The organism is Lysinibacillus sp. NPDC097231 (assembly GCF_044761885.1).
Lineage (GTDB): Bacteria > Bacillota > Bacilli > Bacillales_A > Planococcaceae > Lysinibacillus.
Genome location: NZ_JBIWDH010000004.1, coordinates 118,318 through 139,163 on the forward strand (window position 1 = coordinate 118,318; position 20,846 = coordinate 139,163).

The 20,846-nt window shown below is 35.1% G+C and carries 20 protein-coding genes; 8 read left to right on the forward strand and 12 right to left on the reverse strand.

The annotated features are described in order from the left end of the window. Positions 1–29: 29 nt before the first annotated feature. The 3 genes from ACIQXF_RS04830 (at position 30) to ACIQXF_RS04840 (ending at position 4,411) form a co-directional block, all read left to right on the forward strand. Complete coding sequence (locus tag ACIQXF_RS04830) at positions 30–1,298, forward strand: PTS ascorbate transporter subunit IIC (protein WP_402779731.1); 1,269 nt, start codon at positions 30–32, stop codon at positions 1,296–1,298. A 468-nt stretch (positions 1,299–1,766) separates the two neighbouring features. Then, a complete protein-coding gene (locus tag ACIQXF_RS04835; protein ID WP_402779823.1) occupies positions 1,767–2,753 on the forward strand; it encodes a BMP family lipoprotein in 987 nt (328 codons plus the stop codon). Further along, on the forward strand, positions 2,750–4,411 hold the full coding sequence (locus ACIQXF_RS04840) for a methyl-accepting chemotaxis protein (protein ID WP_402779732.1): 1,662 nt from the start codon (positions 2,750–2,752) through the stop codon (positions 4,409–4,411). Before ACIQXF_RS04835 ends, ACIQXF_RS04840 begins: the two co-directional genes overlap by 4 nt. A 267-nt stretch (positions 4,412–4,678) precedes the next feature. Here ACIQXF_RS04840 and ACIQXF_RS04845 read toward each other — a convergent pair whose 3' ends face one another. The 4 genes from ACIQXF_RS04845 to ACIQXF_RS04860 form a co-directional block, all read right to left on the reverse strand. After that, on the reverse strand, positions 4,679–4,975 hold the full coding sequence (locus ACIQXF_RS04845) for a hypothetical protein (RefSeq protein ID WP_402779734.1): 297 nt from the start codon (positions 4,973–4,975) through the stop codon (positions 4,679–4,681). Then, a complete protein-coding gene (locus ACIQXF_RS04850) occupies positions 4,957–5,952 on the reverse strand; it encodes an anti-sigma factor (RefSeq protein WP_402779736.1) in 996 nt (331 codons plus the stop codon). Before ACIQXF_RS04850 ends, ACIQXF_RS04845 begins: the two co-directional genes overlap by 19 nt. Beyond that, entirely contained in the window at positions 5,945–6,433 is a 489-nt protein-coding gene (locus ACIQXF_RS04855) for a sigma-70 family RNA polymerase sigma factor (protein ID WP_402779738.1), read from the reverse strand. The genes ACIQXF_RS04850 and ACIQXF_RS04855 overlap by 8 nt, the downstream gene beginning before the upstream one ends. Positions 6,434–6,870: 437 nt before the next feature. Then, positions 6,871–7,839 carry a DMT family transporter gene (locus tag ACIQXF_RS04860; protein WP_402779739.1) on the reverse strand — a complete coding sequence of 323 codons (969 nt, stop codon included), beginning with the start codon at positions 7,837–7,839 and terminating at the stop codon, positions 6,871–6,873. Between the two features lie 134 nt (positions 7,840–7,973). On the opposite strand from ACIQXF_RS04860, the gene ACIQXF_RS04865 reads away from it, so the two are divergent. Together ACIQXF_RS04865 and ACIQXF_RS04870 are read left to right on the forward strand one after the other, a co-directional pair. After that, positions 7,974–8,831 (forward strand): LysR family transcriptional regulator, encoded by an 858-nt coding sequence (locus ACIQXF_RS04865; protein ID WP_402779740.1) that lies wholly within the window; start codon positions 7,974–7,976, stop codon positions 8,829–8,831. A 208-nt stretch (positions 8,832–9,039) separates the two neighbouring features. Beyond that, complete coding sequence (locus ACIQXF_RS04870; protein ID WP_402779742.1) at positions 9,040–9,231, forward strand: hypothetical protein; 192 nt, start codon at positions 9,040–9,042, stop codon at positions 9,229–9,231. Between the two features lie 370 nt (positions 9,232–9,601). Here ACIQXF_RS04870 and ACIQXF_RS04875 read toward each other — a convergent pair whose 3' ends face one another. The 7 genes from ACIQXF_RS04875 to ACIQXF_RS04905 form a co-directional block, all read right to left on the reverse strand. Further along, positions 9,602–10,237: a hypothetical protein gene (locus tag ACIQXF_RS04875; protein WP_402779744.1), complete on the reverse strand. Its 636-nt coding sequence runs from the start codon at positions 10,235–10,237 to the stop codon at positions 9,602–9,604. Positions 10,238–10,240: 3 nt separating this feature from the next. Then, the gene (locus ACIQXF_RS04880; protein WP_402779746.1) at positions 10,241–10,759 is read right to left on the reverse strand and encodes a hypothetical protein; all 519 of its coding nucleotides are present in this window, start codon (positions 10,757–10,759) and stop codon (positions 10,241–10,243) included. A 747-nt stretch (positions 10,760–11,506) separates the two neighbouring features. Next, positions 11,507–11,902: a VOC family protein gene (locus ACIQXF_RS04885; RefSeq protein ID WP_402779748.1), complete on the reverse strand. Its 396-nt coding sequence runs from the start codon at positions 11,900–11,902 to the stop codon at positions 11,507–11,509. A gap of 120 nt (positions 11,903–12,022) precedes the next feature. Next, a complete protein-coding gene (locus tag ACIQXF_RS04890; RefSeq protein WP_402779750.1) occupies positions 12,023–12,223 on the reverse strand; it encodes a hypothetical protein in 201 nt (66 codons plus the stop codon). A 362-nt stretch (positions 12,224–12,585) separates the two neighbouring features. Beyond that, positions 12,586–13,602, reverse strand: coding sequence for an alpha/beta hydrolase (locus tag ACIQXF_RS04895; RefSeq protein ID WP_402779752.1), 1,017 nt, complete (start codon positions 13,600–13,602; stop codon positions 12,586–12,588). A 168-nt stretch (positions 13,603–13,770) separates the two neighbouring features. Then, the gene (locus tag ACIQXF_RS04900) at positions 13,771–14,448 is read right to left on the reverse strand and encodes a response regulator transcription factor (RefSeq protein ID WP_402779754.1); all 678 of its coding nucleotides are present in this window, start codon (positions 14,446–14,448) and stop codon (positions 13,771–13,773) included. Then, the gene (locus ACIQXF_RS04905; protein ID WP_402779756.1) at positions 14,448–15,554 is read right to left on the reverse strand and encodes a sensor histidine kinase; all 1,107 of its coding nucleotides are present in this window, start codon (positions 15,552–15,554) and stop codon (positions 14,448–14,450) included. The genes ACIQXF_RS04900 and ACIQXF_RS04905 overlap by 1 nt, the downstream gene beginning before the upstream one ends. Before the next feature lie 763 nt (positions 15,555–16,317). Between ACIQXF_RS04905 and ACIQXF_RS04910 the strand changes: the two genes are divergently transcribed. After that, positions 16,318–17,715 carry a hypothetical protein gene (locus ACIQXF_RS04910; RefSeq protein WP_402779758.1) on the forward strand — a complete coding sequence of 466 codons (1,398 nt, stop codon included), beginning with the start codon at positions 16,318–16,320 and terminating at the stop codon, positions 17,713–17,715. A gap of 249 nt (positions 17,716–17,964) precedes the next feature. On the opposite strand, the gene ACIQXF_RS04915 is transcribed toward ACIQXF_RS04910, so the two are convergent. Next, complete coding sequence (locus ACIQXF_RS04915) at positions 17,965–18,768, reverse strand: geobacillin-26 family protein (protein WP_402779760.1); 804 nt, start codon at positions 18,766–18,768, stop codon at positions 17,965–17,967. A 1,121-nt stretch (positions 18,769–19,889) separates the two neighbouring features. Between ACIQXF_RS04915 and ACIQXF_RS04920 the strand changes: the two genes are divergently transcribed. Further along, complete coding sequence (locus tag ACIQXF_RS04920; protein WP_402779762.1) at positions 19,890–20,345, forward strand: DUF3879 family protein; 456 nt, start codon at positions 19,890–19,892, stop codon at positions 20,343–20,345. A gap of 45 nt (positions 20,346–20,390) precedes the next feature. Continuing rightward, positions 20,391–20,846, forward strand: a complete 456-nt coding sequence (locus tag ACIQXF_RS04925) for a hypothetical protein (RefSeq protein WP_402779764.1) — start codon at positions 20,391–20,393, stop codon at positions 20,844–20,846.

Consider the following 20,846-nt stretch of genomic DNA (forward strand, 5'->3'; position numbering starts at 1 on the left):
AAAAAATTTGGATAGGATGAGGTGTTGGTATGTTAGATGTTATCATGAATGACATTTTAGGAACACCAGCTATATTAGTCGGCCTATTCGCTTTTATCGGTTTATTAATCCAAAGAAAGTCAGCTTCAACAGTTCTTTCTGGTACGTTAAAAACGGTTATGGGCTTTGTTATACTTGGCGCAGGTGCAACCGTTTTAATTGGTTCTTTAAATCACTTTAGTAAAATGTTTGATCATGCATTTAATGTTCAAGGGGTTATCCCAAATAATGAAGCGATTGTAGCAGCCGCTCAAACTAATTTCGGAACATCTACTGCCATGATCATGGTTTTCGGTATGATTATGAACATTTTATTTGCGCGCTTTACGCCCTTAAAATATATATTTTTAACTGGTCATCATACATTATTTATGGCGTGTTTAATTGCGGCATCACTTTCGGTTGGCGGTATGAGTGGCACACCTCTTATAATCGTCGGCTCTATTTTACTTGGTCTTTGCATGGTAGTATTCCCTGCCATTTTACAACCAACTGTTCGACAAATAACTGGTAGTGATGACTTTGCTGTGGGTCACTTTGGAAGCGTGGGTTATTATGTATCTGCGAAAATTGGGCAACTCTTTGGCAACAAGGCACAATCAACAGAGAATATCCGAGTTCCTAAATCTCTAGGATTTTTAAGAGATACATCTGTGGCCGTTTCCTTAACGATGAGTCTATTTTTTATTATTGTTGCCTTGTTTGCAGGTCCATCTTATATTGAGTCACAATTATCTGGAGGTTCAAACTTTATTGTCTTTGCCATTATTCAAGCTATTACCTTTGCCGCTGGTGTCTATATCATTTTAGCTGGAGTACGAATGCTGATTGCCGAAATTATTCCTGCCTTTAAAGGGATTGCAGATAAACTTGTACCAAACACAAAGCCTGCATTAGACTGCCCTACAATTTTTCCGTTCGCTCCAAATGCAGTGATTATCGGTTTTCTGTTTAGCTTTGTAGCAGGCCTACTGTCTATGTTTATCCTTCCCCTCATAGGGCTAAAAGTGATTATACCAGGGCTTGTACCACATTTCTTCACAGGTGCGGCTGCAGGTGTATTCGGTAATGCAACTGGCGGTAGAATCGGTTCTATGGTAGGAGCATTTGCCAACGGATTAATAATTAGCTTTATCCCCGCTATTCTTCTTATCTTTATGGGGGACATTGGCTACGAAGGAACAACATTTGGCGATTCAGACTTCGGCATTGTCGGAATTATTATTATTAATGTATTAAAATTGTTCGGTGCAGTTTAATTTAAACAATTGGCCTCGCAAGCTCTTTGCGAGGCTTTTTTAATACCCAATAGTACTTATATCACGATATTACCATACCTTTTTCACTATAAATACAAGGGAAATCAATTGCATAACAAACTAAATAACCAGTTATCAAAAGTTTTCGAGGATGATTTGAACCCATTTCCCTGTAGTAAATTGTAAAAAAACTGATAATATTTAATGGTAAAACAAAAACGTTGTCTGACATCTGACTTAGGACAGCTTTTTACCGATATTCAATTTAGCCTTGGCGTAATTTCGTCGGGATTTTGAGAGATGGGAGTCTTCTGTATCTGTCGCTGTGCTTTCGCGCAAAAAACATTTGCCGCTACACTTTCGATACAAAAACATTTCTTGTTGCTGCTACGTTTGCACTACACACTTTCGCACAGTAAACATTGGCTGAATGAAGATAAATAATACATAAAATTGGAGGTATTTATGTTGAAAAAATTAATGATTAGCTTTTGTTTAATAGCTTTGTTACTAGCAGGCTGTTCAACAGCTTCACCAGAAAAAGCGAAAAATGACTATAAAATTGGCATCTTGCTCTCAGACGCAGGGCTTGGTGATGAATCGTTTAATGACTCAGCTTTTAAAGGACTTGAGAAAGCACGCGATGAGCTAGGTATTTTGTTTGATTATAAAGAGGCGCCTGATGGCAAGTACGAACAGAAACTAGAAGAACTGATCGCAGAAAAGTATAACGTCATTATCGGTCTTGGCTTTTCTGTACAGGAGGCTTTAGAAAAGACTGCGAAGAAATATCCCGACCAACAATTTGTCCTTATTGATGGACAATCAGATGTTGCAAATATCACTTCAATAACTTTTAAAGAACAGGAAGGTAGTTTTTTACTTGGTATGGTTGCAGCAATGACGAGTAAAACTGGAAAAATAGGATTCATTGGTGGCGCAAATTTCCCTGTTATCCATCATTTCGAAAATGGTTTTATTGAAGGCGCACAATATTTTAATCCAAAAATCGAGATTATTAGTGATTATGCTGGCTCATTTGATGATCCCGATTCTGGTACCTCAATCGCAGAGCGTTACATAAAAAATGACGTAGATTTTATTTATCATGCAGCGGGATTCACAGGCTTTGGCGCCATAAAAAAAGCTGAAGAAATGGGCATATATGCGGCAGGAGTTGATATTGATCAATTTTACATTGCAGAAAAAACTGTCGTAACATCCATGCTAAAAAATGTCGACCAAGCTGTTTTTAACATGGCTAAAACATTAGTTGAGGACGGAAAAATTTCCGAAAAATCGTTTTCATTCGGTTTATCTGATAACGGGGTCGGACTTGCGGATATACGTATTATTAAACTTACACCTGAGCAACAGACTGCTATTGAAAAAGCAAAAGAAGATATTGTTTCAGGTACAATTAAAGTTACTGCAGAAAAGGGGAATAGCCAGTGACACTACGAAAAAACTTATTTATGACCATACTTATACCCATCGTTCTCGCAATGACTATGATTGGTTTTATAATCGTTCAAACATTTGATATACAAACAACTGCACAAGACGATACAGAACTTTTACTGGCAGTGAAAGAACTTGAACAAAGTTTAGTTGTAGCAAGCCAATCATTAAACAACTACACTTTTTTAGATAGTGAGGCCAATAAAAATGAAGCTCTTTCAACTTTAAAAGAAACGAAAGTAAATTTAGAAAAATTCTCAACTATTGCAAAAATATCTGAGCACAAGATTATTATCAAAAAAATCGAGGGTAAATACGACGAATTAGCCAAAGCTTCAGAAGCAGGATTTCTTGCTCACAATCGTCCTGAGATAAAAAAACAAGCTATAAGAATATCCGGTATCTTGAACGATATGTATCTACTGAAAAAAGAAACAAATGAATGGTATAAAGAAATGAATGATTTGGCAAAGCAAAAAATTTCTTTTATCTCCACAACAACAATAATAGGAAGTATTCTTTTAATGATTGCTACTATCATTTTTTCGTATGTCGCAACGAATAGAATTACAAATCCGATTAACCGAATCGTGGAATGTGCACAATTGGTGGCTGCAGGTAATTTGACAATTGACACCTCTTCTCTCCCCTATAAGAAAAGCAGTCGCAATGAAGTTGATCACCTGACTGAGAACTTTTCCAAAATGATTGTTAGCTTAAAAAGCACCGTACAATCCATTGATGTTGTAGGTAAAAATGTTAGCCTATTTACACAAGATGTTACAAGCTATATGGAAAATGTTAATGAGGGCAGTCAACAAATTGCTACATCCACGGATGAATTAGCAAAAGGCAGTCTAACTATTTCAGAAGATATCCAATCAACGGCTATTCTTATGAATACGATGGCAGATCAATTTACAACTGTTCAGCAAACAAGCGAGCAATCAGCAGCGAACGGTAAACAGGCACTTACTGCAGTTCAAAATGGTCGTAGTTCACTAAAAAATCAATCTTCTATTGCGAAGGATATTTCATCCACTTCGATGAACATTAAAGAGGCCGTTACTCAATTCTCTCAATTCACAACTGAAATTGAAGGTGCAGCTAATGCAGTCCATGCTATTGCTGATCAAACAAATCTGTTAGCATTAAATGCTGCCATCGAAGCGGCACGTGCCGGAGAAGCCGGAAAAGGATTCGCCATTGTGGCAGAGGAAGTCAAAAAGCTATCTCATGAAACAGAAAAAGCAACTACTTTAATCTCTTCCATGGTTACACATATAGAAACAGGTATTACACTCATTCTTTCTACAGCAGAGCATGGACATCAGCTTTCAAAAGAACAATTACAATCGATGAACGATACAGAAAAGTCATTTGAGGCGATTGCAACTCATGTTTTAGACATTAATGATCAGTTACAGCACCTGACGAAGGATATGGAGCAAACAGGAGAAATGAGCCAGCAAATGAACAGTGCCATTGAAAACATTTCAGCTATTACAGAAGAAACAGCAGCAGGAACAGAGGAAATATCCGCTTCTACCCAAGAGCAGCTACACTCCTTCCAGAAAATTAGTGAAAAGGTATCAGATCTTCAACAAATGACAACCGAATTGTCTGTAGAACTTAAAAAATTTAAATTATAAAAATCAGAGTATGTTTAGTACAGACTTTGCCATCTGATTAAATTCATATTAAAAAAAAGAGCGTGTTTTTGAAAAAACACGCTCTCAGTTTGTCGACAAAAGAATACATATATAAGCAAAGGTTAATTTTCACTCCTAATTGGCGCTGCCCGAGAAGTCGCCCAACCTCTAGACGTTTAACATATGTCATCTCCACTTTTGTGATAGCTAATAATTACTGAACAACCAAACAATTTGCGAAAAGAGAAATAGATGAAGCATAGTTTTTTAAGGAAACGGTATTACTATCCATCCTAAAGTGAAATAAGATAATATAAATGTCATAAAAAATAATACAATACTTAATCCCCATAGCCCTAATGAACGACTTTTTTTAGAAAATAATGCAATGACACTAAAAGGAGCTGCCAGATAAATTAACACATAGAGATTATTTTTCGTTATATCAATATTCGTTAATAGCGTAATATTAAGGAATAGAAGTAGGCATATGCCACTAATGATTCCAAACCATCCAGCTGTGACGAATCCCTTTTCAAATCGTTTTAACGTGACCAGTTCCATAATTTCACCTCACCTACTTTTAGATACCGTACAATATTTCTGTTTTCCACTGATGCAAGAACATCCTTTTTCGGTCCTGTTACAACAACCCCATAAGTCTTTACACCATGTTTATTAATGTAAGCAATACGCTCCGGCAATGCTAAATTTTTCGCGCTAGAAATCACTGTCGCAAGCTCTTCGTGCTTCTCTATAGTCTTTAAAATATCTGTAAACACTTCTTCATTTGACGCTGCATTGCGAAATGGTGACCAAGTTGAATCATCACGTTGCACAGGATAGCCAATTGGTGAAACAACACCGCCATCTTTGCTTAAATTTGTTTTTTCTACACCAGTATCGACAGCAGCCCAAACAACATCTACATTAGGCATTGCATCTTCAACTTCTTTAACTGTCATAAGATCATAAAAAGAAATATAAGCTTCCACAACAGTTTCATCAGGTAAACCGTCAAGCACCCTCCATTCCCGACCAGCATCCAGCATCAAATTCCTGTTTTCAGGATGTATTAACCAAGGATTAGTTTCTGTTGGATGTTTTGGTGCTACTCTTTCTAAAGATGTTGTCACTTCTTTTTTAGATAAGCTACCAAGGAAAAAACTTAAATCGTAAGCATTCGCTTTATAGTCTTCCTCTCCTATACGCTTATATTGCTCGAAAGCAAGCTTCATGGAAAATGGCGTAAAGGACATATCAAACTCTATTTCTTCCAGTGATGTATTAGGCTCTGTAACATACAGCGTTTTACTTGCTACATCCATTAATGTTTGAGAACTTGTACCAAAGGCGTAATACATTAATGTCAACATAAAACTAATTGGCACAATCAATAATATCATCGTTAAAGTTGAAAAAATCAGCTTCGACTTTGACGTAAAAATTGTTCTTTTAATAGCTTTTTGAAATTTACTTTGATCTTTTACATTTGCAATTTCTGCTTTGGAACTAGCTATTAATTTTTCATAATCATCCATTTTGTTGTCTCTCCTTTTCTATTAAAGCTCTCATTTTTTTCCGTCCTCGTAATAAATGGCTTCTGATCGTGTTTAATTTTAAATCTAAAATATTTGCCGCTTGCTCGTACGTACAATCATGCACATCACACAGCATAATTGCCTGTTTTTCATAAGGTGCTAGATGATCGAGTAAAGAAATTAACGAATGAAAAGAATCCTCACTTACCGCGATAGTTTCTGGTGTCGTAAAGGTTGAGCGTTCAAGGTCATTCATTAAATCAACACGGCGCTCTTTTCGTATGTAATCAATATAAGTATAGTAAGCTACTTTAAATAGCCATGGTTTAATGTCTTGGACTGTATTAGAGAGTAATGTAATATGTGCTTTATAAAAGGTATCCTGCATTAAATCCTCTGCTAATGTCGTATTTTTGCATAAGGAATATAAGTACCGATAAATATCCTTTATATAACGTAAATAAAGCTGTTCAATGTCCATTTCTTCCCACCTTTCAATCTATCCTCGTTTTACAAATAGAAAAAGTTGCACTAATTTAATCTTTTTGTAATTTTAAGTCAGGTGTGTATTACAAAAATAACGAAACGACACGATAATGTGAAGAGATAAAGTGGAAATGCAAAAATTATATAGATAAAAAAGAGATGTTCTTAAAGCCATTTGTAGACTTTGAGAACATCCCTCGTAATCATTAGTTACACAATATTTAATATGGAATATCAGAAATAAGCTTTAACATTATTCAACATTTTAAGATTTTTCTATGTACAGAACAAATCAAGAGGGAGCATGTTCTTTCAATTAATAAAACATGCTCTCTTTAATAAATTGTTTTACTAGACATGTGGAAATAAAAAGTTAAATACAAGAACGAAAATAATAAACCTTGTAATATAAAAAATCCTTCACATTGAATATTAAACAGCCCGTAATTCTTCTTCCCCTTGCATAACCTGCGTATTCATGTTTTCTTCTCTACGCTGACATATGTTATTCCAAATAAGAGCCGCAATAACAAGTAGGGTACCTGCTATATCAAAGATTGTTATTTTATATCCTTGTATCAACATAATGATCAATGTAGTAATGGGAACGAAATTAATAAATAAAATTCCATTAATCGATGATAGGATTTTCACACCATAATTCCAACTAAGCAATGCTACAATCCCTGGTAGTGTCATCATAAACAATAAATCATATTGAATAGCAAAAATCGTATCCATACTTGGAACGGATACAACCCCTTGCATCGTCATGATCATTGTAAGAATACCTGTTACAGCTGTGCCAAATACACATGTTAATGTTGAATAGCGCAGAGTAGACCACTCATTAAATGTTTGACCGCCCATTGTATAAATAACCCATCCTATAACACCAATTAAAATGAATGCGAGCGAAACTAGATTATGTTTTAGTGTAAGAAAAAAACCCATATCGCCTTTTGTAATAACAAAAATAGCACCCACAAAAGCAATGCTCATGCTGCTAATCATATACTTCTTCGGTTTCACATGTTTATATCCCCACATAATAGCAATCGAAATCATTGGCATGAGTGCCTCCATAATCGATGCCACCATCACACCAGATTTCCCCATTAACATCTGACCTAAGAAAACAAGCACGTTGTATACAGTAAATGCCATGGTCCCAAAAAAGACGAGCAGTTTACCTTTCCCTTCTAGATGAAATGCTTTCTTCCCTTCTTTCATCCATAATAAAAAGACTAATACAATCGATACCGCTCCATATCGAATAGTTGAAAAATAGAACGGATTTATATATTCAAGTGCATGATCTGCTACTGGAAACATGGCTCCCCATGACATACTTGCAATTAAACATGCGATCACACCTACTATTATTTGACTTCTTCTCACTGTTTTTCCTCGTTTCTATTTAACTACTATGAAATGCACAATGAGAATTATAAAAAAGAAAATACATCACGTAAAATGATTGAAAGTGATATTAACTATCATTTATAATGATAGTTTTTAAGGGGGTATGCTCGATGGAACTACGAGATTTACAGATTTTCAAAAGCGTCGCAAATTACGGGAGCGTTAGCCATGCTGCAAAAGAATTAAATTATGTACAATCCAATGTAACTGCACGTATTAAGCTATTAGAAAAGGAGCTCCAAACACCGCTTTTTTATCGCCATAAAAAGGGGATGACATTGAATCCAGAAGGGCGCAAAATGCTTACATACGTTAATAAGATTTTGCAAGATGTCGATGAAATGAAACAAGTATTTTTAGATAGTGATACGCCGACTGGTACATTAAAAATTGGTACAGTAGAAACTGTGAGTATATTGCCAACCATTCTAGCTTCTTACTATAAAGGGTATCCAAATGTCGATTTAACGCTGAAAGCAGGTTTAACTGAGGAACTTATTAAAGAGGTAGCAGATCACCAATTAGATGGTGCATTTATAACTGGACCGATTAAACATCCAGTTGTAGAACAATATGATGTGTATACTGAAGATCTCGTTCTCATCTCACAAAACAAATCCTTTCGAATCGAGGAATTTATGACTACACCAATCCTTGTTTCTAATCAAGGTTGCGGCTATCGTTCCAAGCTAGAACTTTGGCTTAAAGATGAAGGTTTACTACCAAAAAGAATCATGGAATTTAATATATTAGAGACAATTTTAAACAGCGTTGCAATTGGACTTGGAGTTACACTTGTACCACAGTCGGCCGCTGAACATCTTTCTACTACAGGCAAAGTTTATTGTCATCCAATTCCTAAAAAATACGGTACTATTTCAACCGTTTTTATACGACGAAAAGATGCATATATGACAAATTCGATGGAATGTTTTTTAAAAACAATTGTTGAACATCAGCATATATAGAGGCAGCAAAAGGCAGCCTGACTATTTCAGAAGATATCCAATCAACGGCTATTCTTATGAATACGATGACAGATCAATTTGCAACTGTTCAGCAAACAAGCGAGCAATCAGTAGTAAAAGGTAAACAAGCACTTGCTGCTGTTCAAATTGGGCGAAGTTCACTAATGAATTACAGCACCTGATGAAAGAAATGGAGCAAACAAGCGAAATGAGCCAGCAAATGAGCAGTGCCATTGAAAACATTTCAGCAATCACAGAGGAAACAGCAGCAGGTACAGAAGAAATATCTGTATCTACCCAAGATCAGCTTCTTTCCTTTCAAAAAATTAGTGGAAAAGTATCCGAACTTCAAGAAATGACGAATGCATTGTCTGTTGAGCTAAAAAAATTCACATTATAAAAAGCACGAAATCCCAAATAGCGAACACTAAAAAGTGAAGCTATTTGGGATTTTTCTTCTTACTAAAACGAAAAAATCTAGTGAATTTCTAACCATTAGATTTCAACTATTATAAAGTTAGGCCACCATCAACAAGGATCTGCTCCACAGCTTCCATACATTATGCTACCTTTGCATATCGCCCCTCTGAGGAAGTCATATTTTAGACACTAATTATTCTAAAATCTAATCATTTTAGGAAAGTAAAAGAGCTATCGTCAATAGTCATTTGATTGACTATGGAGATAGCTCTATTTAAGACAACACCAAATATAGAGATTTTTACACATCTACCTCTAATTTCAATGGGATACTTTCCTGATATTTATTATTAATCTTCCGTATCTACCGTTTGCAATATTCCTTGTGAATAGATAAATGACTTGCCATTGATGGTAAATGGCTCACTTAAATCAAGTCCAATTCCTTGAGCGAATTTGGGAAAGAGTTGGATAAACGTAACATCATTATTCACGCTAACTATAGATTGTTTCCCATCTGCCAACCGAAAGAGGCTCATAAAAACAGCAATCAGTTCATTTGCTTCTTGACGCTCCGCATGGGAATAGGATTGATGTATTCTAAGAGCTGCCTTTTGCTCTGGTGTTACAACACGGGAGTTTGGATTATCCCATATCATAGGACTAAAATTTGAGTTAAAACCTCCCCCAGTTAAAAATGTCCCATTAAGAGGTTTTCCATTTACCAAGCCTAAATGATAGTAAGCTCCATTCACAATATTGATGGAATTAGTTTGTTTTTCAACGAGCTGTGTTGGATTCATCCCTCTACGAATATCGTTACAGGACTGTACTAATTCGGCATAACTTTTACGTGACGCTTCAATTTTTTCTAGTTTAGAACCTGTTTCATCAACTTTCATTATTTCGAAAGTCTTTTGATTTTGATTTACTCGAAAACTAGAAATTGTCCCTAGATTCTTAAGTTGAATGGATTTTATTTCCATAAATTACTCCTCTATTAATTCTTCTTTTTCAGTAAAAACCTCACCGGAAGATTCATTTAGCTGGAGTACGCCAGATTGTGCACTTGCAGAATCTTCCCATAGTATAGTTAAATCTGGTTGTATATAGGCAAAACTATTAAATTTTGATGCTTGGAATCTAGTAAACCACCTTTGTTTTACAGGTTCGCCCCCAAAATTGTAGTTATAAAACCCTGAATCCATATAGTACCCAGACCCACTCTGCTTAAATAAAGCAACACTAGTTGTACTATAAGTCATACCACAGTTTGTGCAAATATTCCAATTTAGTTTAGCTGCTGTAACAACAGCTGTATCGGGAATAGAACTTACATTTCTCAAATCCCAATAACCATAATCAGACCATTGATTAAGGCTATACGTATAGATCGTAGATGGTGAACTTGAACCAGCACTATAAGTAGACGCTGCTTCTGCATTTTGTGGCATGGCTAATACTAAAAATAATGCAAAAATTGAGAAAAATGAAGCTATTTTTTTCATAATATGATTCTCCTTTTTTATTATTTTTATATTAATGCTATGATTAATATTTAATTGATACAAAACATTCATCTCACATCTACTTATCTGTAAACCATTTTTTAGTCCATCTAATTCATTAGGTGTAACATGGCTAAAAAGTCTTTTACTGACTCAAGAAACATCATATCTAATAGAATCTGTTTATACTCGTTAATGAAAGACAAGGAGTATACATATTTATATGTCCTACTCTTGTGGCAGACAATAAGCCCTTATCTACTATCCTAGGTAAAAAGGATCCATTGTTCGTCCTTTCTGCCCTTCTTCTAAAAAAATATCCAACAATTCATTCGATTTAACAGGATGATTGATTCTCCAAATCACTTCTATGAACTTCATTTACGTTTCATATAAAAATTACCCATATTTTTACAAAAATATATTCATTACCATAATATGGTATGTTTCTTTATTATACTCTGCCACACATTTATAGTGTCGTCAATATACTATATTTCATTATTTAGTAAAAAACGCGAGGATATATTGGATATTAATAGAGATAATCTAACTTGTTGGAATCAGCAGCACATGAAGAGGCTGGGACTAAACTGGTTAAAATATTAAAAAGCGCGAGAAATCAATTTTAGAAACGATGATTTCTCACGCTTTTCTGATGTGAATTTTATTAATTTTGCTTTAAAAATATACTTATGTCCCAGCCTCTTGTATTTTCATCATATTTTTATTCAACTAACATAAATACTATTTTGCATTTTCATCTGGTTGATGAATACCAAATATATTGCCTTCGGTATCAATATAGTATCCTTGCCACGCCATTCCAGGGAGAGCATATTTAGGCATTGCGACCTTGCCGCCGTTCTCAAGAATTTTTGCTTCTGTAATATCGTAATTTTCAACACCCATTGTACAAGCAAACCCATTTAAAGCTTGGTTTGCTTCTGGAGGAGCACTTTGACGTTGCATTAAAGCACCGTTGATTCCAAGTTCATCCTCATCACCAGTCACAGCTCCAAAGTAAGGCATTCCTGCATAATCACTCCAATCTTGAAATGACCATCCGAATACCTCTCCATAAAACGCCTTTGCTCGTTCCATATCACTAACATGAATTTCGAAATGAACTAATCTTCCCATGATACCCTCCTAATGATTCAAAAATTGGTTGTTTTTTTTTATTATAAGAAGTGAAGGAAATAAAATCAATTTATGGAGGATTTGATTTGGTGTTAATATCTATGCTCGCTCTTTCTTCTTTTAATTTACCAGCCCTTTATTATATTCAATCCACTTTTCCATTTCTCTCTCCACGGCTCTATTTTGCCATTCAAACCAAATTCCTGAGCATTCACTACAGTGACTGTCTACCCCATTTTTTTTATGCATATCTTTACATGTAAATAAAGTCTTTTTACGACAGCTGTAGCAGTAGATTTCTTTTTCTTTGTAAAATTCCATAGCAATCCCTCTCAATCTACACGTAATTATTTCCATTTTTTGAATAAAATATTCTTATCTGGACAAAGAGAATGGATTTGATGACACCTCTGCTAGAGCCTTTGAAATTTTTTATTAATAAAATATAAAAGAAGAGCCAATTAAAATTAGCTCCTCTACTTCAAAATATAATCTTTTTACATATTACATATAATTAGTGAAACTTCTTGTTCATTCAAAGAAGCAGTAGTTACTGGGGTGGATCACTTGAGTTTGGTGACCCCGCCAAAACTGGAGGAGCGGAGGAAGATAAGCGGGAAGTGTTCCACTGTGATTATTTTAAATACATAACTCGCTTATCCTTATTCCACTCTCATGCTGCCCTACTTAAATGTATCGCACATCCATTGATAAAATTTTTCCTTCTCCTCAAAATTTGGATAATGAGCTGACTCCTCGAAAGAAATAAACTCCTTTTGATCCGCTTCAATCCTATCAAAATAATTTTTTGCTGCATTAGATGAAGTCATAGCGTCGTATTTACCCATTACAAAATATAATGGTAGCTCAAGTTTGGTAACGATCTTAGGTAGCGGCTTATCCAAGGTTTCTTTTACAAGACGTTCTTGTGAATTAGCAACTCCATATGTATAGCGAATTGAATCTAATAAATTATATTCACGACTTAATAGTATATCGCCATCCGACATATTAATAAGTCTTGTAGCGCCGCCGTACTTATACACATAACCTCTTGGAGTCACTGCCTCTCCAGCATGTATTTTTTCAGCGACCCCCTCTAAGTACTTCACATCTTCTGCATTTCGGGCTTTTTTCGCTTCACTTATCGTATTATTCAAATTATCTATTTCACTTTCTTGCATATTGCTCATCTGACCAATCCCAATATAGGCTTCATATTTTTCTGGAGCTTTATAAGCAGCCATTGTTCCTAAGTATGTGCCGTAAGAATGACCTATTAGGATCACTTTCTCTTTACCAAATCGTTTTGAAATATAATCCGTAAGTTCTAATAAATCATCTACAAGTACATCTGCCGTTAAGTTAGAATAATCCTCATTAAAATGATACGATTTGCCGCTTCCTCTTTGATCGTAATTAACAACAGTGAAATCCTTTTCTAATAAGTCTTCGTACTTGACATAAGGAATTTCGGACATACTCGGTCCCCCGTGTACATATATAATGACCGGGTTATTTTGATCACGACCTCTAATCATAATTTGCTGTTTTGTACCATTGATCTCAACTTGTTCTAGAACACTTATACTGTTATCCCCTTTTATATTCGAAGTCCATGTCGGACGAAAAAGTGCTATTACCAGTACTATAGTAATAAACACTCCGATATATTTTATGAATCTCATTATGTTTTTCATCTCACTCAACTCCTCCTTACTAAATACTCTACAAATGAAAGGTAATATACTGAAGTGCCTTTAAGTCATAAATAAGGACAACAAATTATGACCTTTGGCTAAAAATAAGTGGCTGCAATAAAAAAGAGTGTAGACAAAGTCGTTTTAACTTTATCTACACTCTCTCCCTTAATGTTTCTTATCTTCTATAAGACTCTCTTCCATGGCTTTAATAATAGCGGCAGATCTGTTTTTTACATTCAATTTCGAATAAATGGTAGAAACATAATTTTTCACAGTTCCCAAGGAAAGAAACATCTTTTCTGAAATGTCTTTATTGGACAATCCTTGGGTTAAACATTTTAGAACTTTTATCTCTTGATGATTTAAATCATATAGACGATTCATAGATCCAAGGTCTTGATCCAAGTGTGCGTTATTATTTGATTGTATCTGGCCAAATACCTCTTTTGCTAATTGTTGAGGAATGAGGGAGCCTCCGTGATACACCATTTTAATTCCTTGAACTAAAAACTCTGGATCAACCGCCTTTAATATGTAACCCTCTGCACCAGCATTTAAGGCATTCAACACGTGAGTAACATCTTGAAAAGTAGTAAGTATGATCACTTTAATATTGGGCCAACGTTTCTTGATTTCTTCTGTCGCCTTTACCCCATCCATCACCGGCATTTGAATATCCATTAAAAGCACATCAAGGTTTTCCCTTTCGCATAAAGCAATTGCCGCTTCTCCGTTTTCCGCAGTTCCAACAATCTGAATGTCAGAAATACTTTCAATCACAATTTTTAAACTTTTTCTTAAAATCTCTTGATCTTCTACTATTGCCGCTTTAATCATTGTCATTAAACTTCCTTTGCCATAGGTATGGTACACGTTATCCTCATGCCATTATTCAATTTAGAATGAAAGTTAACTGTCCCCGCTAATGCTGATATTCGATCTTTCATTGAGCGTAATCCAAATCCTAAATTCAATTCATCACAGCCATTTCCATTATCTTCAATAATAACAATTAATTCTTCTTGTTTAAACGAAATATTTACTTTAATGAAAGTTACTTGACCATGTCTTTTTGCATTTGTAAGCCCTTCTTGGATACAACGAATAATAACAAATTTCACTCTTTCACTAACTTTTGTCGCTTCCCCTTCGACATTTAGTTTTATTTCGGTTGCTGTATGTTTCATAAAATCATCAATCAGCTCTTTCACTGATTCAACAAGCGTTCGATGACTCATTGGCGACATATGGTGAATTGTTTTTCTTATATCGTTCAATCCATTCCGTGCTAAATCTGAAATCTCTTTTATACTTTTTTCTGCTTCTTTTCTATCTGCCTGGTATAGAAAAGGAAGGGCATCTAAACTTGTTATGACGGATGTGAAAATATGGCCTACTGTATCATGCAAATCTTGTGAAACTCTATTTCTTTCTTCCTTAATCGTCAGTTCCTCAATCTTCTTTGAGTAATATTCCAAATCCTTGTTTTTTTCTTCAATAGAGATAATTAACTCTTTATTAGCTTTGTTGACAATGGTCATCCTTCCTAAACAAAACCCAATACCATAAAAAATAATAGTGTCAATGAAGAGTGCAAAGAAGTCCTGATTAGTGAAGAGACTGCCGACCCATGTACTAGCTAATACGACGAAAGGTCCTAACCAAATTAATGGCTTAATTTGACAAGCATAAGCAACAGTAAGGATAGGCACAAGTAAAAAACTGTAAGTCACTGATATATCATACTGACTCGATAAGTAAATAAACAAAGAACCCGTTAACAACACCTCAGCCATTAAATAATATTGGAATTTAATAAGTCCTGGCCGATAAAATAGATGAGGTATTATATAAGAACAACTAGCCCATAAAAGTAATAGCCACTTTTCAGAACCAATCGTACTCATATATATCGAGTAGCCATTAGAAGTAATCCATATCGTACGCATGAGAAAAAGAAAATAGTCCAACCAATACCATTTCCTGTGATCTATTATTGCTTTCAACTTTATTCCCCCGTCTTCGGTGTGTATACCATCTATGTATTTGGTTATATCTCCAAGCTACAGTCCTCTTCAAGAGATAAATTTTTTATAGAAAATTATCCATTATATGTATTTTTAATAAAAATAGATTTATGACATTACAATTTTTTCATTTTTAATTATACCATTTCCTTCCTAAGTCACCAGTTAGTTTACGTGTGATATTGTTGTCCTACTATGTTGTTACTGTTGTCGTTTAAAAAGTTCTCTTATTGCAGCAGGTAATAACTATTTATTGTCCACATCAGCAAGTTCCTCCACGCCGACATAATTCACCTATCCCCCTCAGGTAAAAAGTGGTTTGGAATGAACTCGCTTATACAGACCTAGAACGACCTTTTATTTATGTACATGGTATGGCGAAGAAAGCTGTACAAGAATACATGGTAATACAGTTGAAGCGAAAAAGTATTTAACAAAAATCATCAAAGAATCGTGCATCGAAATCGAGAATTTAAGAAAGCTAAAACAAATTCTAGTGAATGAGAAATAGCAATATCTTTATGAAATAGGTTATTTTCTCAACACCCCCTTCAGTAATGAGTTTTAAACTAGTGTAGCGATTATTATATTAGAATGATACTAAGTCAAAAGTTTTCAAAATCATCACCAACTTTTTTTCTCTTCATATTCTATAGAATCAGATTGAAAATTGAGGGGGAAACGTATGGGGATTGAATTTACTTCTCTCCATTGGATTTATGTTGTTTTTATTGTCCTTATCATTGGCTTTATGGTTAAACGTCGTGATACCACCCTCATTTGTGTACTAGGCATATTCATGCTAGCGATTGTTGCTACTGGTGATTTAACTTCTTCCATTAGTGGTGTTTTTAACAGCTTTATTTATGCCATTACAGAGCTGTTATCAACCATTCTTATTATTTCCATTATAGTTGCCATGAGTCGGGTGATGATGACTTCAGGTATTAATGAGGTCATGATTGCGCCTTTTACGAAAATTATTAAAACACCTGCACTAGCTTATTGGACGATTGGTCTATTAATGATGATTATTTCTTGGTTTTTCTGGCCATCACCTGCTGTTGCTCTGTTAGGGGCAGTACTCTTGCCTGTTGCTATTCGTGCAGGCCTCCCAGCACTTGGCGTAGCGATGGCGATGAATATATTTGGTCACGGGATTGCTCTATCGAGTGATTTTGTGATACAGGGGGCTCCGAAGCTTACTGCTGACGCAGCTGGTATTCCAGTTGGTGAGGTAGTAACTGCTAGTATACCACTTGTTATTACAATGGGCGTTGTTACAACAATTGTCGCCTATATCTTTCTACGGCGTGATATGAAGCGTGGATCATTGCATTTGAATGCCACAAATGACACAAATGAAGAAGCTGAACAACCGATTGCTGAAAACTTGCTGACACTTGGGCAAAAACGCTTTTTTGCAATACTGATTCCAATCGCCTTTATTCTCGATGTCATTGCTATGTCCATACTAAAATTACAAGGTGGAGATGCCACAGCTTTAATAGGTGGAACTTCCGTCTTTATACTACTTTTACTGTGCGTTGTGGCTCACAAAAAACAAGGGCTTGAGAAAACAACAAGCTATTTAATTCAAGGATTCCAATTTGGCTTTAAAGTATTTGGACCAGTTATTCCAATCGCGGCCTTCTTCTATTTAGGGGACTCTGGCTTCTCACAAATCATCGGTGACTATCTACCAGCTGCTTCACATGGTATCGTTAATGATCTTGGTGTTGGTCTTGCCGCGGTAGTACCGTTAACAAAGGAAATCGCGGTCATCACTTTAGCAGTCGTCGGCGCCATTACAGGATTAGACGGCTCTGGCTTCTCAGGCATTTCCTTAGCCGGCTCTGTAGGCAGTTTGTTTGGCAACGCGATTGGCGGAGGTACAGCAACCTTAACAGCGCTTGGGCAAATTACAGCGATTTGGGTCGGTGGCGGTACATTAATCCCCTGGGCATTAATTCCAGCCGCTGCAATTTGTAATGTTAGCCCCTTTGAGCTTGCAAGACGTAACTTAATTCCTGTAGCCATTGGGCTTGTTGTGACGACGATTGTAGCGGTGTTTTTGATTTAAATAAGGCTCCTTGATGTCCCCTAAAGTTAGTGTCAAAAATCTAACTTTAGGGGTGCAGGACCATATCTATAGTCCTTTTTCCGCGAGTCAATTTATTGCATGTACTATTAAAAATTCAAACGTGGAAAGTGTACACAGAAAAAAACGAGCATTATGGATTGCTCGTTTCACAGTGATTTTATGAGCATACAAATCAGCCATCTATCTAAAAAAATTTCAGATAGATGGCCATTAGTGGTACGAATAATCTTAAACTTGGAAGTAATAATAATGAGCGTCATTTGCTGCTCTATTCATTGATATTGCATAATTGTAAGCAGCACCAGTTACTCCAGCTGCTGCTAATCCGACTGCAATACCTGCACCTCCATTTATAGCACCAACAATTAGCGCAGCTATAGCTAATATGCCAGCACCAGATGCTGCACCAATATACTTCCATTCATAATCATTTAAATCGTTAACAGCATTTTTAAAATTTCCTAGGTTAGTTGCGTTACTAGTTGTTTTCTTTACATCTTTATATAACCAATTTATTGGATTATCAGGATTTGGTCTGCGTAATTGCCATGATTCAGGTGAAGTAAATTCGATTGTATATTCATAGTTTGTGAAAGTATCTTGTTTCATCGAAGATGCGAAAGCGCTAATATCACCAGATGTCGGTTCTTTCATTGACTCTTCTAAAGCTGCAAGTTCATTCAAATCTATTACTAATTTAGATGAATCATCGCCCTTAATTTGAGTTGTGAGAATATTTGAATTCTTATCAAATGTTGCGACCATCGGTTTGCCATTTTCAATTGACTCTACTATTCTAAAATTTTCATTATCTTCAATTACATTTATTTGAAGACTATCAAGGTATTCAATTGCTTCCTTATCAACCATACCTAATTCTGAATTGAAGTCCGAATTATCAATTATTTGTTTTGTTGTAGATAGGAAGTTGTTCCTTTCCATTTCTTTTGCGTTTGCTAGAACTGGAGCGATATTTGAAAATATAAGAACAGTAGTAATTACAAAAACTAAACTTCTAATAATTTTTTTCATTTTTTATTCTCCATTCATGTTATTTAGGGAATAGTTAAATTCCTCACACCACCTCACACTCCTATCTTATATCGATTTCCCCTATATTTACATATTACCATATAATTGGTTATATATACAGTATTAGGGAATATTATTTTAATTATTAATCGAGCAAAAATAATAAATTTAATATTAATAGGAATATCCCTACTAATAAAAAAATAAAACCTAATATATTATTATGCACATTTTTTTCCTTTTTATTTTTAAGTAATAAGTAAATACCGCAAGTTATAAATATTATAAAGAGTAAAAAAAATCCAACAATTGCTAACCATAACATTACAATATCACTCCATTCTTTTTAATATTAAAGTCTTGATAATATTTAAAGAGCAAAAAGAGATAATTCCCAGGTGCTTTATTTGCCTACTATCCACAATACTCGTTTGTTAATTATATCCTCATTTTATAAATTATAACTTAATAATTGAAAAAATTCTTTCATGGACTTATCCTACTTAATATGTCTCAATTGGAAACAGCTCTGGGTAATAATAATGACGCGGTTTCAAAAGGTAAGCATTAACTTTGGTTAGATTGCCAAACAAAATAAAAACCACTCATTTCAGAATGGTCTAATATGTTTTATATTGGAGGCGGAACACTAATTCCCTGGGCATTAATTCCAGCGGCTGCTATTTGTAATGTTAGCCCCTTTGAGCTTGCAAGGCGTAACTTATTGCCCGTGTTGATTGGTCTTATTGTTACAACCATTGTGGCGGTGTTTTTGATATAAAGATTTTACTACTAGATAACTTAGTAGAATATACAAGAGTTATAATTCAGCCCAAAAGTCTATTCACTTTTGGGCTGGTCTATTAAAAATTGATTAAATACTTTTGCTGTTTAATGATTAATCTCCGAAAGATGTAAGTACTACAACGCTTCAAAAATCACTCTATCAATTTCCTACCTTAATCGCCTAAACGGCCTATACTAAAATCTTATCACCAAAACTAGTTTTATCCTTTTGGAAATAAATAATAAAAGTCCTGTTAAAAATAAATACCTGACAGACGATATAAATTATAGATATGCCATAATTTACATGTTTTTGAAATGAAAGGAGAGTATAAATGGAAATGAATTTTATAGGTAGTATACGGCAAACAGTAAAATTTGCACAGATGAAGGACAAGGCCGAATCACAAAGCACACCACGTTATCCTGGCACCTATGATAATGATCCAATGAATATTACGACTAGAACAGATTGGAAAAAGATTGTACCTGTTTCTGACAAAGTAAAACAAGATTTGATTAATGTTGCGAGAGAAAGTATGGAGAAAACAGGGGGAATGGGAGATGAAAATAGCCCATTTTTGAAAATCAAACAGCAGTATTTAAAATCATTACCAGCAACTGAACGCCTTTCTGCTGCCTATACACTTGACCAAATTTTTACAAACGAGGCACAACGCCTTGTAGATTTTGTTAAAGCGAAAGACCCTAAATGGACTCATGGACAACCTGTAAAATCTGAAATTTTAGCAGAAGCATATAAAAGTCCAGGAGTAGATATTAAAGCGTAACCTCACTTAGTTAGCACAATTTACTTAAATTCAGGAGGAAAATAAATGAATAAACGTATTTGTTCTTTAATCGTAACAATGATGTTGATGTTTATACTGTCTACTTCTGTTTTTGCTGTGGAGGCAACACCTTCATCTGATGATACAGTCAGTACTTACGCTTCCAATTATTTTTCAGGTAGTACAGGCACTATGAACTCCTTGTCTGGAAAAGAATCTACAGTTTTTGATATTTCATCAGGCTCAATTGTTGATAACGCAAAAGTGAGTAGTGTGACACTAAATGTGAATGTAAGTAGTGGTAGTGAAGCATTTTATTTGAATGTAAAACATCCAGACGGTAGTGTTGTACAGCACAATATCACGGGTACTGGTAGTAAGTCGGTAACACTTACTCAGTTTAATGATAAAAATCCAAAGGGTACTTGGAAAGTATCTATAACTTCAACAGGTACCGTATCAACAGCCACAGCAAGAATGACTGTAAATTACACGTATTAA

Coding starts and splice junctions, on each gene's coding strand:
- ACIQXF_RS04830 (WP_402779731.1), top strand. CDS start 30: ATGTTAGATGTTATCATGAATGACATTTTAGGAACACCAGCTATATTA.
- ACIQXF_RS04845 (WP_402779734.1), bottom strand. CDS start 4,975: ATGGAACTGGTCACGTTAAAACGATTTGAAAAGGGATTCGTCACAGCT.
- ACIQXF_RS04850 (WP_402779736.1), bottom strand. CDS start 5,952: ATGGATGATTATGAAAAATTAATAGCTAGTTCCAAAGCAGAAATTGCA.
- ACIQXF_RS04855 (WP_402779738.1), bottom strand. CDS start 6,433: ATGGACATTGAACAGCTTTATTTACGTTATATAAAGGATATTTATCGG.
- ACIQXF_RS04865 (WP_402779740.1), top strand. CDS start 7,974: ATGGAACTACGAGATTTACAGATTTTCAAAAGCGTCGCAAATTACGGG.
- ACIQXF_RS04870 (WP_402779742.1), top strand. CDS start 9,040: ATGAGCCAGCAAATGAGCAGTGCCATTGAAAACATTTCAGCAATCACA.
- ACIQXF_RS04875 (WP_402779744.1), bottom strand. CDS start 10,237: ATGGAAATAAAATCCATTCAACTTAAGAATCTAGGGACAATTTCTAGT.
- ACIQXF_RS04880 (WP_402779746.1), bottom strand. CDS start 10,759: ATGAAAAAAATAGCTTCATTTTTCTCAATTTTTGCATTATTTTTAGTA.
- ACIQXF_RS04885 (WP_402779748.1), bottom strand. CDS start 11,902: ATGGGAAGATTAGTTCATTTCGAAATTCATGTTAGTGATATGGAACGA.
- ACIQXF_RS04890 (WP_402779750.1), bottom strand. CDS start 12,223: ATGGAATTTTACAAAGAAAAAGAAATCTACTGCTACAGCTGTCGTAAA.
- ACIQXF_RS04895 (WP_402779752.1), bottom strand. CDS start 13,602: ATGAAAAACATAATGAGATTCATAAAATATATCGGAGTGTTTATTACT.
- ACIQXF_RS04900 (WP_402779754.1), bottom strand. CDS start 14,448: ATGACAATGATTAAAGCGGCAATAGTAGAAGATCAAGAGATTTTAAGA.
- ACIQXF_RS04905 (WP_402779756.1), bottom strand. CDS start 15,554: ATGCGTACGATATGGATTACTTCTAATGGCTACTCGATATATATGAGT.
- ACIQXF_RS04910 (WP_402779758.1), top strand. CDS start 16,318: ATGGGGATTGAATTTACTTCTCTCCATTGGATTTATGTTGTTTTTATT.
- ACIQXF_RS04915 (WP_402779760.1), bottom strand. CDS start 18,768: ATGAAAAAAATTATTAGAAGTTTAGTTTTTGTAATTACTACTGTTCTT.
- ACIQXF_RS04920 (WP_402779762.1), top strand. CDS start 19,890: ATGGAAATGAATTTTATAGGTAGTATACGGCAAACAGTAAAATTTGCA.
- ACIQXF_RS04925 (WP_402779764.1), top strand. CDS start 20,391: ATGAATAAACGTATTTGTTCTTTAATCGTAACAATGATGTTGATGTTT.